General features: G+C 74.8%; 13 protein-coding genes. 9 read left to right on the top strand and 4 right to left on the bottom strand.

Annotated features, from left to right (window positions below; genetic code table 11):
* Window positions 1–45: 45 nt before the first annotated feature.
* A complete protein-coding gene (chpH, locus tag ACIQUR_RS20765; RefSeq protein WP_399957482.1) occupies window positions 46–279 on the top strand; it encodes a chaplin ChpH in 234 nt (77 codons plus the stop codon).
* 148 nt (window positions 280–427) lie between these two features.
* Window positions 428–1,327: a chaplin gene (locus tag ACIQUR_RS20760; protein ID WP_403666087.1), complete on the top strand. Its 900-nt coding sequence runs from the start codon at window positions 428–430 to the stop codon at window positions 1,325–1,327.
* 36 nt (window positions 1,328–1,363) lie between these two features.
* Here the strand turns inward: ACIQUR_RS20760 and ACIQUR_RS20755 are convergent, their stop codons facing one another.
* Entirely contained in the window at window positions 1,364–1,552 is a 189-nt protein-coding gene (locus ACIQUR_RS20755) for a DUF5703 family protein (protein WP_403666085.1), read from the bottom strand.
* Window positions 1,553–1,599: 47 nt separating this feature from the next.
* Between ACIQUR_RS20755 and ACIQUR_RS20750 the strand changes: the two genes are divergently transcribed.
* A complete protein-coding gene (locus tag ACIQUR_RS20750; protein ID WP_403666083.1) occupies window positions 1,600–2,232 on the top strand; it encodes a hypothetical protein in 633 nt (210 codons plus the stop codon).
* A 192-nt stretch (window positions 2,233–2,424) separates the two neighbouring features.
* On the opposite strand, the gene ACIQUR_RS20745 is transcribed toward ACIQUR_RS20750, so the two are convergent.
* Both ACIQUR_RS20745 and ACIQUR_RS20740 read right to left on the bottom strand, forming a co-directional pair.
* On the bottom strand, window positions 2,425–4,689 hold the full coding sequence (locus ACIQUR_RS20745) for an ATP-binding domain-containing protein (protein WP_403666081.1): 2,265 nt from the start codon (window positions 4,687–4,689) through the stop codon (window positions 2,425–2,427).
* Window positions 4,686–5,672, bottom strand: coding sequence for an aldo/keto reductase (locus ACIQUR_RS20740; protein WP_403666079.1), 987 nt, complete (start codon window positions 5,670–5,672; stop codon window positions 4,686–4,688). Before ACIQUR_RS20740 ends, ACIQUR_RS20745 begins: the two co-directional genes overlap by 4 nt.
* Window positions 5,673–5,765: 93 nt before the next feature.
* Here ACIQUR_RS20740 and ACIQUR_RS20735 point away from each other — a divergent pair, with 93 nt between their 5' ends.
* Window positions 5,766–6,815 carry an LLM class F420-dependent oxidoreductase gene (locus tag ACIQUR_RS20735; RefSeq protein ID WP_403666077.1) on the top strand — a complete coding sequence of 350 codons (1,050 nt, stop codon included), beginning with the start codon at window positions 5,766–5,768 and terminating at the stop codon, window positions 6,813–6,815.
* Window positions 6,816–7,068: 253 nt separating this feature from the next.
* The gene (locus ACIQUR_RS20730) at window positions 7,069–7,857 is read left to right on the top strand and encodes a ferritin-like domain-containing protein (protein ID WP_403666075.1); all 789 of its coding nucleotides are present in this window, start codon (window positions 7,069–7,071) and stop codon (window positions 7,855–7,857) included.
* 106 nt (window positions 7,858–7,963) lie between these two features.
* Here ACIQUR_RS20730 and ACIQUR_RS20725 read toward each other — a convergent pair whose 3' ends face one another.
* Window positions 7,964–8,947, bottom strand: a complete 984-nt coding sequence (locus ACIQUR_RS20725) for a magnesium and cobalt transport protein CorA (protein WP_403666073.1) — start codon at window positions 8,945–8,947, stop codon at window positions 7,964–7,966.
* A gap of 57 nt (window positions 8,948–9,004) precedes the next feature.
* Between ACIQUR_RS20725 and ACIQUR_RS20720 the strand changes: the two genes are divergently transcribed.
* The 4 genes from ACIQUR_RS20720 (at window position 9,005) to mshC (ending at window position 12,566) form a co-directional block, all read left to right on the top strand.
* Window positions 9,005–9,715, top strand: a complete 711-nt coding sequence (locus ACIQUR_RS20720; protein ID WP_403666071.1) for a histidine phosphatase family protein — start codon at window positions 9,005–9,007, stop codon at window positions 9,713–9,715.
* 84 nt (window positions 9,716–9,799) lie between these two features.
* Complete coding sequence (locus ACIQUR_RS20715; RefSeq protein ID WP_399947824.1) at window positions 9,800–10,390, top strand: DUF3090 domain-containing protein; 591 nt, start codon at window positions 9,800–9,802, stop codon at window positions 10,388–10,390.
* Window positions 10,354–11,226 carry an SCO1664 family protein gene (locus ACIQUR_RS20710; RefSeq protein ID WP_403666069.1) on the top strand — a complete coding sequence of 291 codons (873 nt, stop codon included), beginning with the start codon at window positions 10,354–10,356 and terminating at the stop codon, window positions 11,224–11,226. The genes ACIQUR_RS20715 and ACIQUR_RS20710 overlap by 37 nt, the downstream gene beginning before the upstream one ends.
* Window positions 11,227–11,336: 110 nt before the next feature.
* A complete protein-coding gene (mshC, locus tag ACIQUR_RS20705) occupies window positions 11,337–12,566 on the top strand; it encodes a cysteine--1-D-myo-inosityl 2-amino-2-deoxy-alpha-D-glucopyranoside ligase (RefSeq protein WP_403666067.1) in 1,230 nt (409 codons plus the stop codon).
* Window positions 12,567–12,703: the final 137 nt, after the last annotated feature.

The raw sequence follows: 12,703 nt of genomic DNA, 5'->3' as shown, positions 1-12,703 counted from the left end.
TGGTGCGGTCCGCGGCTGGGACCGCATTGCCTACTAGGAGGAATGATGATCAAGAAGGTTGTCGCTGCTGCGGCTGCCACCGGTGGCCTGGTTCTCGCGGGTGCGGGCCTCGCCGTCGCCGACGCCGGTGCCCAGGGTGCCGCTGTCGGTTCGCCCGGTGTGCTCTCCGGCAACGTCGTCCAGGTCCCGGTCCACGTGCCGGTCAACGTGTGCGGCAACACGGTCAACGTGATCGGCCTGCTGAACCCGGCCTTCGGCAACACCTGCGTCAACGCCTGACGTCGAAGTCTCACCCTTCCAAGGGTCTGAGCCCGGGCCCCGGAACGCACCTCCCGCGTTCCGGGGCCGCGGGCCATCCAGCACTTCGGCGTCCGGGCAGGGGAGCACGTACGCCGATCCGGAACGTACAAGCAGGGAACGAGCAGCAATGCGACAGGTCACCAGGAAGACTCTCTTCACCATGGCGGCCGCGGGCGGTGCCCTCGCTCTGGGTGGGGGCTACGCACACGCGGATTCCGGTGCCGTGGGGGGCACTTCGAATTCCCCGGGCGTTCTGTCCGGGAACACCATCCAGGCGCCGGTGCACGCACCCGTGAACGCCTGTGGCAACACCGTCTCCGTCATCGGTCTGCTGAACCCGGCCGCGGGCAACCGCTGCGCCAACACGGGCGGCGGCCACGGCGGCCACGGCGGGTACGGCGGCTCCGGCGACCACGCCGGCGGCGGATCCGGCTCCGGCGCGCACGGCGACGCCCACGGCTCGCCGGGGGTGGGCTCGGGGAACCTGATCCAGGCGCCGGTCCGGCTCCCGGTCAACGCCTGCGGGAACACGGCCGACGTGGTCGGTCTGCTGAACCCCGCGCTGGGAAACGATTGCGCCAATCTTCCGGGCCCCGGAAAGCCGGGCCATCCGGGCACTCCGGGCCATCCCGGACACCCCGGCAACCCTGGCACTCCGGGCCACCCGGGTACCCCCGGCACTCCGGGCCACCCCGGTAACCCGGGTACGCCGGGGACTCCCGGAACCCCCGGCACCCCGGGTACGCCCGGTCACCCCGGCACCCCGGGCACGCCCGGAACCCCCGGCAACCCCGGCACGCCGGCCCAGCCCGGCCCCGGCAAGAACCACACGGGGAAGCCCGGCACCCCGGACACGGCGAAGCCGGGCACCGGCCGCATCGGCACCGGTGTCCACGGCGTGCGCGGCTCCGAGCTCGCGCACACGGGCGCGGGAGCACTCGGCGCGGGCCTCCCGCTCGCCGGCGGCATGCTCCTCGCCGGAACCGTGCTCTACCGCCGCACCCGCGGCGACGGCGCCGCCGGCTAGCCGGCGCCCGTCACCCGGATCCGGGCCACCCCGGTCTCACCAGGTGGCCCGGAGCTGGCGGATGATCCGGCGGCGCAGCCGCACCCGGCGACTGCCGTCCCGGTGCAGGCTCAACCGGTCCAGCTCCCAGTTCCCGTACTCGGCATGGTCGGTCAGCAGACGGGTCGCCTCCTTACGGCTCACACCGCGCGGCACGTACACGTCGACGAATTCGTATTCCGGCATCGCATCTATTGTGCGGGCACGGGCCTCGTACGGATAGCGTCTGCACTATGTCTGATGCCGCTCAGCCCACCGCTGCCGAGGTACGCGCCGCCGCCGAGGCGGTCAAGACCGCGCTGGACCGTCACCTGGCGGCGGTCGAAGGCCGGTCAGGGGACGACGACCCGGCCGTCTACGCCGCCTTCAACGAACTGGCCGCAGCGGCCGAGGAGTACGACGAACTGCTCTACGAGCGGTACGACGAGGTGACCCCCTTCGAGATCCCCGCCGGCGAGGGCCAGGCCCCGTACAGCGGGCCCGCCGAACCCACCTCCTTCAGCGTCCTGATCCGCCGCGACTACCTGGTCGCCGAACCCCAGCGGCTGATCGCCCAGGCCGACCGCGTCGCCGCCCTGCACCACGAGGACGAGCCCGGCGACGGAGGGGGCACGGCCGAGGCCCTCGGGGTGCTCTTCGGCGAGTACGAACCCGACGAGATCGCCTCCCGCTACAAGGAGTTCGGACTCGAAGAGGGCGACTCCACGCTCTGGATAACGGCGGCCGAGGAGGCCCCCGAGCCCGGCGAGTGGCTCAACACCCCGTTCGACCACGCCGATCCGGGCAGCGTGCTGCACCGCATCGACGTCAGCTCGGTCTTCGACGACGAACTCGACGACGAGGAACTGGAACCCCTCGACCGCTGACCGCCCCGCCCGCCGACCGCCCGGACCCCGGGCCCGCCCACCGATCGCCCGGACCCCGGGCCCGCCCACCGATCGCCCGGACCCCGGGCCCGCACGACGGCCGGCCGGCCCGGCCACCACGAGAACGGCGCCCGGCAGCCCCCTCAGGGGCCGCCGGGCGCCGCTCGTACCGGCCGTACCGGCCCCGCCCGGCTACTCCTGCGCGGTCTGCGCCGCCAGCGTCCGCAGCAGGGCCGTCAGCCGCGTCGTACGGGGCTTCGGCAGCACCTCCGCCACGGCCCGCGGCAGTGCCTGGTCCACGCCGTGCACCACCGACAGGTGACGCTCGGCCCGGCCGAACGCCGTGTACACCCAGTCCCGCGACAGCGCCTCCGGCGCGTCGCCCGGCAGCACGACCACCACGGCCGGCCAGCGGCTGCCCACCGCCTGGTGCGCGGTCACCGCCCAGCCGTGCCGCACCGCCTGCTCCACCCGGTCCTGCGGTACGACGACCCGCTCGCCCGCGCAGTCCAGGTGCAGCCCCGCGGCATCCGCCGAGACCACCCGGCCCGGCACGGCCCGGCCCGGGGCCGGCACGTGCACCACCGGGTCGCCGGGGTCGAAGCCGCCGAACCGTCCGGGACCGGGGTTCAGCCGCTCCTTCAGCGCCGCGTTCAGCGCCCGGGTGCCCGCCGCGCCGCCGTGCCCGGGGGTGATCACCCGGACCTGGTCGGCGGCCACCCCGAAGGCGCGCGGCACCGAGTCCGCGACCAGCTGCACCGTGCGGTGCACGGCCTCGCCCGCGTCCCGCACCGGGACGATCACGACCTCCTTGCCGGGGGCGTCGACCTGGTTCAGCTCGCCCACGCCGATGCCGGACACCAGCTCGCCGACCGGGCCCGGGTCGGGGGTGCGCGAGGCGACCTGCGGGCAGACCCGGGCCGCGATCAGATCGCCGAACACCCGGCCGGCACCCGCCGATCCGAGCACCGCGGGATCGCCGCTCAGCACCAGCCGCGCGCCGTCCGGCACCGACTCCACCAGCGCCGCCGCCCGGTCCACGTCCAGCTGGGGGGCGTCCAGCACGACCAGCAGGTCCAGCGCGAGCGCGCCCTCCGCGTCCCGGCCGGGACCCTCCGTGCCGGACAGCAGACCGGCGACGGTGACCGCGCCGGCCCCCAGGCGGTCCCGCGCGTCGGCGGTGTGGGTGGCCGCGCAGGCCCGCAGGCCCAGGGACCGGGCGGCGGCCACCAGCGCGGCCGGTTCCGCCCGGGCGGCCTCGCCGCCGGTGTGGACGACCAGGCCGTGCCCGGCGGCCGCGCGGACCAGCTCGGCCGCGGACGGCGACGGCGCCTGTGCCGCGGCCCCCTCCCAGTCGGCGTCCCCGCCCTTGCCGAACGTGCCGATCAGCCGGAACAGGCCGTCCGCGAGGCTCTCCTCGGCCAGCGTGTGGCTCTCCAGACCGAGCAGGACCCGGACCGGAACCTCCTCGTCCGCCTCCTCGGGGTCCTCGGTGCCCCGCGCGGCCGCCGGTTCGCCGAGGGGCTCGTGGAAGACGATCACGGTGCCCTCGGAGACGGCCAGTTCCACCGCCCGCTCCGGGTCGGGCACCGCGTACTGCCCGAGCGCGGACGCCAGGACGGGCTGCTCCAGGGCCGTGTGTCCCTTGAGCGCCGCCTGCTCCAGCAGCCAGCCGGTCAGGGCGAGTACGCGCCGCTCGTCCCCGGGACCGCAGTCCGGGCCCAGCAGCGCGCGGGCGAAGCCGTCGGCCTGGGCGGGCCGCACGGACGTGACCGCCAGCAGCCGCCAGGGGTCCTCGCGCAGCAGCTCCGCCGCACCGGTCCCGAGCGCCTCGACGGCGGGCCCGGCCAGGGCCTCCGGGGCACCTCCGCCGGCCAGCACCTCGCGGACCGCGGCGAGGACTTCGGGGGTGGCGGCGGGTGCCGGGGCCGGGGCGGGGGCGCGTGGCGCCGGCGGGGGAGCGGGGGCCGCCCGGCGGGGCGCGGGCGCGGCGTCGTCGAACACGGGCCGGGCGGGCTTGCCGCCGCTCTCCACGGCACGTACCGCGGCCAGCAGGTCGGCCGCGGTGCCGCTCAGCTTGGCGCCGGCCTCGATGGGCGCGGTGCGCTCGGCCCTGCGCCGGGCGATGCGCTCCCGCTCGACCTTCTGCGCGGCCAGCTCGGCCTCGGCCTCGCTCAGCTGCGGTGCCCCGCCGCCCGCCGCGTCCGTACCGGCCTCCGCGTCCGTACCGCCCTCCGCGTCCTTACCGCCCTCCGCGTCCTTACCGCCCTCCGCGTCCGTACCGGCGGCCCCGTCCGCGCCGTCCGGCGCCCCGCTGCCGTCCTGCGCCTCGGCGTCCGGGGTGTCCTCCGGGTGCGCGGCGTCCGAGGGGCCGGCGGCCTCCGGCGCCGTCGGTGCCCCGGTGTCTCCGGGCTCCCCGGTCTGCGGCGCCTCGGGCGCCCCCGGCTCCGTGCTCACAGCTCGCTCCAGTCCTGGTCGGGATAGCGGTGCACCGGCGCGGACACGTCGTCCAGCGCCAGGCGGATCTCCTCGGGAAGACTAAGGGCCTCCACTGACAGTGCCTCCGTCAGCTGCTGCGCCGTCCGCGCGCCGACCACCGGCGCGGCCACGCCCGGCCGGTCGCGCACCCAGGCCAGCGCCACCTGGAGCGGGGTGACCGCGAGCCCGTTCGCCGCCGTCACCACCGCGTCCACGATGCGGCTCGCGGTGTCGTCCAGGTACGGCGCGACGAAGGGCGCCAGGTGCTCGGAGTCGCCCCGTGAGCCCACCGGCGCGGCGCCGCCCCGGTACTTGCCCGTCAGCACCCCGCGCCCGAGCGGGGAGGACGGCAGCAGCCCGAGGCCCAGGTCCAGGGCGGCGGGCAGCACCTCGCGTTCGACGCCCCGCTGGAGCAGCGAGTACTCCATCTGCGTGCTCGCCAGCGGGGTGCGCGCGCCCGGCGCGGCGAGCTGCCAGGTCCCGGCCTTGGCCAGCTGCCAGCCGGACAGGTTCGACACGCCGACGTACCGGGCCCGGCCGCTGGTCACCGCCAGGTCCAGTGCCCCGAGGGTCTCCTCCAGCGGGGTGTGCGGGTCGAAGGCGTGCAGCTGCCAGAGGTCCACGTGGTCGGTGCCGAGCCGGGCCAGCGAGTCGTCCAGCGCGGCCAGCAGGTGCCCGCGGGAGCCGTCGGACCGCCGGTCGGGGTCGGGCACGCTGCCCGCCTTGGTGGCGATCACCAGGTCGCGCCGGGGCACGAGCCCGCCGATGAGCTGCCCGAGCAGGTACTCGGCGTCCCCGCCGCCGTACACGTCGGCGGTGTCGACCAGCGTGCCGCCCGCCTCCCAGAAGGTCTTCAACTGGTCGGCGGCGTCGTGCTCGTCGGTGTCCCGTCCCCAGGTGAGCGTGCCGAGCCCGATCCGGGACACCCGCAGGCCGGTGCGGCCGAGTTGCCTCTGCTCCATGAGCGCTGAGACTACTGGGGGCACTGACGGATCGGACCCGTGCGCGCTACAGTCCCGGCACCAGGACGTTACTGATCGGTAAGGGGACAGGTCATGAGGCTCGGCATCAACCTCGGCTACTGGGGCGCGGGCATGGACGCCGACAATCTCGCCGTCGCGCGGGAGGCGGACCGCCTCGGCTACGACGTCTGCTGGGCGGCGGAGGCCTACGGTTCCGACGCGCCGACCGTGCTCTCCTGGGTCGCCGCGCAGACCGAGCGCATCGACGTGGGCTCGGCCATCATGCAGATCCCGGCCCGCCAGCCCGCTATGACGGCGATGACGGCGGCCACCCTCGACTCGCTCTCGGGCGGCCGGTTCCGGCTGGGCCTCGGCGTCTCGGGCCCGCAGGTCTCCGAGGGCTGGTACGGCGTCAAGTTCGACAAGCCGCTGGCCCGCACCCGCGAGTACGTCGAGATCGTGCGCAAGGCGATGACCCGCGAGCGGCTGTCGTACGACGGGGAGCACTGGACGCTGCCGCTGCCCGGCGGCCCCGGCAAGCCGATCAAGCTGACCGTCCACCCGGAGCGCGAGCACATCCCGCTCTACATCGCGGCGATCGGCCCGAAGAACCTGGAGCAGACCGGCGAGATCGCCGACGGCGCCCTGCTGATCTTCCCGGCGGCCGAGCACCTGGAGGCCACCGCGCTGACCCACATCCGGGCGGGCCGCGAGAAGGCCGGGCTGACCATGGAGGGCTTCGACGTGTGCCCGACGGTCCCGCTGGCGGTGGGCCCGGACGTGACCGGTCTGGCCGACATGTTCCGCCCGTACACCGCGCTGTACGTGGGCGGCATGGGCAGCCGGAAGCAGAACTTCTACAACCAGCTCGCGCAGCGCATGGGGTACGAGAAGGAGGCCGCCGAGATCCAGGACAAGTACCTGGGCGGCGACAAGGCGGGCGCGGCCGCGGCCGTACCGCACCAGCTGATCGACTCCACGACCCTGCTCGGGCCGGTGGAGCGGATCGCGGACGGGATGAAGGCGTACGCGGAGGCGGGGGTCACGACGCTGACGCTGGCCCCGGCGGGCTTCACGCGGGACGAGCGGCTCGCCTCGCTGCGGGCCGGCGTCGAGGCGCTGGAGCTGGCGGGCCTGGCCTAGGCCCCGGGCCGGGAAGAGGGCCGCGGCCGTGGTGGGGGCTCGGGGGTCTTCCCCGCCACGGCCGTCACCGCGAACAACGCGCCAGGGGCCCGGGTGGTTACGGGCCACCCGGCCCCGGACCTCAGCCGGACCTCCGCCGGGCCCCGCCGCGGGCGTCATCCGTTCGGCCGAGTCCGTCCGGCACCCGGTTGCCCGGGCACCCCGCCGGCAGTTGACTCGTAGGCCGGGGGTGACCGCGAAAGAGGTGGCAGTCATGCTCTCGGCCCGAAGCCTGTTCCAGGAGATCATCGACAACGACGAGTCCTACGCGCTCTTCTGCTCCATCGCGGCCAGCGGGGAGACGCAGGGCGGCTGGGAGAACGCCCGGATCGCCGCGCTCGTGCCGGTCGGCATGGCGGACATGGCCCCGAAGATCACCCGGCACGGCGCCGACGAGGACAAGCACGGCAGGATCTTCCGGCAGCTGCTGAAGAAGCGCGGCCTGGAGCCGGTCCCGGTGCCGCCCGAGACGGACTACACGATGCTGCTGGAGAAGAACGGCATCGGCCTGGCCCACTCGAAACTGCGCGCCGAGGAGCGGCTGACCGAGGAGGACATCGTCGTGTACCTCTCGCACAGCCGGGTCACCGAGCAGCGGGCCGCGGACCAGATGGTGATGCTCAGGAAGCACTTCGGGGACCACCCCGAGGTCGGCCGGGCCATCCGGATGATCAGCAACGACGAGGACAACCACCTCGCCTACTGCCACGAGGAGCTGCTGCGGCTCAACCACGAGGGCCACGGCCGCACGATCCAGCGGGTGCTGCGGGAGAGCGCGCTCGCGGAGATCGTCGTCTACCGGGACGTCAGCCTCGCCGTGATGGAGCACATGGGCCGGATCCTGAAGTGGCCGAGGGCGAAGTCCGCCGCGCTGGCCGCCGGCATCCGGGGCATGCACGGGTACGAGCGCTTCGCCGGCTGGCACCGGGCGGTGGGCCTGGCCATGCCGGAGCGGCGCGACGCCCTCGGCGGGCCGTTCACCCCGGTGCCGGAGCCGGTCTGACCCGGGGCCGGTCCGAGCCGGGCCGGAGCCGGTCCGAGCCGGAGCCGGTCCGGCCGGGGGCCGGGCAGGTCCGGGCCGGGCCGTCCGTACCCGTACGGGGCCCGGGCTACAGCCAGCCGCGCCGCTTGAAGAGCCGGTGGAGCCCCCACACCGTCAGGCCCATCAGCAGCAGCACCCCGGGGTAGCCGAGCCGCCAGCCCAGCTCCGGCATGTGGCTGAAGTTCATGCCGTAGATGCCGGCCACCATCGTGGGCACCGCGGCCATCGCCGCCCACGCCGAGATCTTGCGCATGTCGTCGTTCTGGCGCACGCCCATCTGGGCGAGGTGGGCCGCGAGGGCGTCGCTGAGCAGCCGGTCCAGGCCCTCGACGTACTCGTTGGCCTTGGTGAGGTGGTCGGCCACGTCCCGGAAGAACGGCCGGGAGTGCTCGTGCACGAAGGGCACCCCCGGGCCGGTCAGCCGGGCCATCGGCTGCGCCAGCGGGGCGGTGGCCCGGCGGAACTCCAGGACCTGGCGCTTGAAGCCGTAGATCCGCGCGGCGGTGTTCCTGGGGTCCCCGCCGTCCGGCTGGAACACCTCGGTCTCCAGCTCCTCCAGGTCGGCCTGGAGCTCGGCCGCCACCTCGATGTAGTGGTCGACCACCATGTCGCTGACGGCGTACAGCACGGCGGTCGGCCCGTGCCGCAGCACGTCCGTCTCCCGCTCCAGGCGGCTGCGCACGGGCGCCAGCGCGCCGCCCTGGCCGTGCCGCACGGTGACCACGAAGGAGTCGCCGACGAAGACCATCAGCTCGCCGGTGGTGACGGTGTCCCGCCGCACGTCGTACAGCACCGGCTTGAGGACGACGAACAGCGAGTCGTCGTACACCTCCAGCTTGGGCCGCTGATGCGCGGTCAGCGCGTCCTCGACGGCGAGGGGGTGCAGGCCGAACTCGCTGCTGACGTGTTCGAACTCCTTCTCCGTGGGCTCGTGCATGCCCACCCAGAGGAAGGCGTCGCCGGCGGCCCGTGCCTCGTCGAGGGCGTCGGAGAGGTCCGCCGGCCCCGCCACCCGCTTCCCGTCCCGGTAAATCGCGCTGTCCACAATCATTCGGGCATTCTTCCCCGGCCCCGCCCGGGGCGCACGCCAGCGCCTACGCTGGGGGCCATGGCGACCTTGATCCTGGTGCGGCACGGACGCTCGACCGCGAACACCTCCGGCGTGCTGGCGGGGTTGACCCCCGGCATCGCCCTCGACGAGCACGGCGCCGCGCAGGCGGCGGCCCTGCCGGGCCGGCTGGCGGGCCTGCCGCTGGCCGCGGCGGTGACCAGCCCGCTCCAGCGCTGCCGGGAGACCCTGGCCCCGCTGCTGGCCGCGCGGCCGGAGCTGCCGCTGCACACCGAGGAGCGGATCGGGGAGTGCGACTACGGCGACTGGTCGGGCCGCAAGCTCGCCGAACTGGCCGACGAGCCGCTGATGAAGGTGGTCCAGCAGCACCCGTCCGCCGCCGCCTTCCCGGGCGGCGAATCCATGCGGAACATGCACTTCCGGTCGGCGGAGGCGGTGCGCGAGTGGAACGCCCGCGTCGAGGCCGAGCACGGCCCGGACGCGCTGTTCCTGATGTGCTCCCACGGGGACGTCATCAAGTCCCTTGTGGCGGACGCCCTCGGCCTGCACCTCGACCTGTTCCAGCGGGTCTCCGTCGAGCCCTGTTCCGTCACCGTGATCCGCTACACCCGGACCCGGCCCTTCCTGCTCCGGCTGGGCGACACCGGCGACTTCGCCTCGCTGGTGCCCCGCGAGCCGGCCCCCGAGGACGCGGCGGAGCCCGGCGATGGCGGGAACGCGGTGGTGGGGGGCGGTGCGGGCGCGGGTTGATCCACCGGCGCAGTAGGGTGGATGAACCTGAAACGTAATCTGCCCGCCCTGCGCTGTCGGCGCCGATGAATCTGGAGACTGGACGTGCCCCGTCAGGTGTTCCTCTACGACCCGCCGGACCGCTTCGTGGCCGGCACGGTCGGTCTGCCTGGACGCCGTACGTTCTTCCTCCAGGCCTCCGCCGGCCCCCGCGTCACCAGCGTCTCCCTGGAGAAGACCCAGGTCGCCGCGCTGGCCGAGCGGATGGACGAGCTGCTGGACGAGGTCGTCCGGCGGACCGGCGGCAACGCGCCCGTCCCGGCCGTGGCCCCCGCGGAGGCGGCCGACACCGCGCCGCTGGACGTCCCGGTGGACGAGGAGTTCCGCGTCGGCACCATGGCCCTGGCCTGGGACGGCGAGGAGCAGCGGATGATCGTCGAGGCGCAGGCCCTGGTCGAGCTCGACGCGGACTCCGAGGAGGACCTCGCCGAGGCCGAGGAGCGGCTGCTCCAGGACGAGGAGAACGGCCCGCCCATGCTGCGGGTGCGGCTCACCGGGGCGCAGGCCCGCGCCTTCGCCAAGCGGGCCCTGGACGTGGTCAACGCCGGGCGGCCGCCGTGCCCCCTGTGCAGCCTGCCGCTGGACCCGGAGGGACACGTATGCCCGCGCCAGAACGGATACCGCCGCGGAGCGTGACGGTGGAGCCGAGCGTGCCCGCCGCCGGGGAAGCGGGACGGACCGCGACCGAGGAGCTGCTCGCCCTCGGTGAGCTGACCGTGCGCGGACGGATCCGCGAGGCGTCGAACGCGGTGCTGCTGTGCGATGTCACGCGTGACGGTGCAACGTCACCGTGCGTGTACAAGCCCGTCGCGGGGGAGCGCCCGCTGTGGGACTTCCCCGACGGGAACCTGGCCCGCCGGGAGGTCGCGGCCTACCTGGTCTCCGAGGCCACCGGCTGGGGCCTGGTCCCGCCCACCGTGCTGCGCGACGGCCCCTACGGCGAGGGCATGGTCCAGCAGTGGATCGACGCCGGCCCCGACGCGCCCGAGGAGGCCCTGCTGGCCCTCGTCGAGGGCGAGGAGCCCGGCGAGGGCTGGAAGGCCGTGGGCTTCGCCGACGTCGGGGAGGGCCGCACCGCCCTCCTCGTCCACGCCGACGACGAGCGGCTGCGCCGCCTCGCGGTACTCGACGCCGTGATCAACAACGGCGACCGCAAGGGCGGGCACCTGCTGCCCGGCCCCGGCGGGCGGCTCTACGGCATCGACCACGGCGTCACCTTCAACACCGAGGACAAGCTGCGCACCCTGCTGTGGGGCTGGGCGGACGAACCCCTCACCGACGAGGCCCTGGCCGTCCTGGACCGGCTCGCCGCCGCGCTCGCCGCGGGAGCCCCCCTCGCCACCCGGCTGGCCGAACTGATCACGCCCGACGAGCTGGCCGCCGTACGGGGCCGAGTGGGGCGGCTGACCGCCACCGGACGGCACCCCAAGCCCAGCGGACAGTGGCCGGCGATCCCCTGGCCACCGGTCTGACCTCCGCAAACGGGCCATGCACAGGAGCGGGGCGGGCGCAAGAGCGCCTATCCGGCCAACCGCCCGGATCCCGTTCGTTTCCGGAACAGGTGTCCGGTTAGGCTCAAGGCATGCATGCCTGGCCCGCTTCTGAGGTTCCCGCCCTGCCCGGCAAGGGCCGCGACCTCCAGATCCACGACACCGCGACCCAGGGGAAGATCACCCTCGACCCCGGTCCCGTCGCCCGCATCTACGTCTGCGGCATCACCCCGTACGACGCGACCCACATCGGTCACGCGGCGACCTACAACGCGTTCGACCTCGTGCAGCGCGTGTGGCTCGACACCAAGCGGCAGGTCCACTACGTCCAGAACGTGACGGACGTCGACGACCCGCTGCTGGAGCGGGCCGAGCGCGACGGCCACGACTGGACCGAACTCGCCGAGCGCGAGACCGCCCTGTTCCGCGAGGACATGACCGCCCTGCGGATGCTCCCGCCGCAGCACTACATCGGCGCCGTCGAGGCCATACCCGGCATCGTCCCGCTCGTCGAGCGGCTCCGGGACGCGGGCGCCGCGTACGAGCTCGACGGCGACGTCTACTTCTCCGTCGAGTCCGACCCCCAGTTCGGCACGGTCTCCCACCTGGACGCCGAGGCGATGCGGCTGCTCTCCGCCGAGCGCGGCGGCGACCCGGACCGCCCGGGCAAGAAGAACCCGCTCGACCCGATGCTGTGGATGGCCGCCCGCGAGGGCGAGCCCAGCTGGGACGGCGGCACGCTGGGGCGCGGCCGCCCCGGCTGGCACATCGAGTGCGTCGCCATCGCCCTGGACCACCTGGGCATGGGCTTCGACATCCAGGGCGGCGGCTCCGACCTGGCCTTCCCGCACCACGAGATGGGCGCCTCGCACGCCCAGGTGCTCACCGGCGAGTTCCCGATGGCCAAGGCCTACGTGCACGCGGGCATGGTCGCGCTGCACGGCGAGAAGATGTCGAAGTCCAAGGGCAACCTGGTCTTCGTCTCGAAGCTGCGGCGCGACGGGGTCGACCCGGGCGCCATCCGGCTGGCCCTGCTGGCCCACCACTACCGCGAGGACTGGGAGTGGACGGACCAGGTGCTCGCCGACGCCGAGGCGCGCCTGGCGCGCTGGCGCGCGGCCGTGTCCTGGCCGGACGGCCCCTCGGCCGACGCGCTGGTCGAGGAGGTCCGCGAGGCCCTCTCCGACGACCTGAACGCCCCGGCGGCCCTCGCGGCCGTCGACCGCTGGGTGGCCCTCCAGGAGTCCACCGGCGGCTCCGAGGGCTCCGCCCCCGGTGTGGTGTCCCGCACCGTCGACGCGCTGCTGGGCGTCGCGCTGTAGCCCGGCGCCCGCCGTACCCGACCCGGCCCCGGGGGGGGCGCCCCCCCGGGGCCGGCGGGGGGGGGGGGGGGGGCGGGGGCCCCCCCCCCCGGCGCGGGCGCCCGGGGGGGCGGGGCCCCGGCCGCCCCCCGCGCCCC

The organism is Streptomyces sp. NPDC101132 (assembly GCF_044759225.1).
Classification (GTDB): domain Bacteria; phylum Actinomycetota; class Actinomycetes; order Streptomycetales; family Streptomycetaceae; genus Streptomyces.
This window is presented reverse-complemented; position numbering and strand designations above follow the sequence as displayed.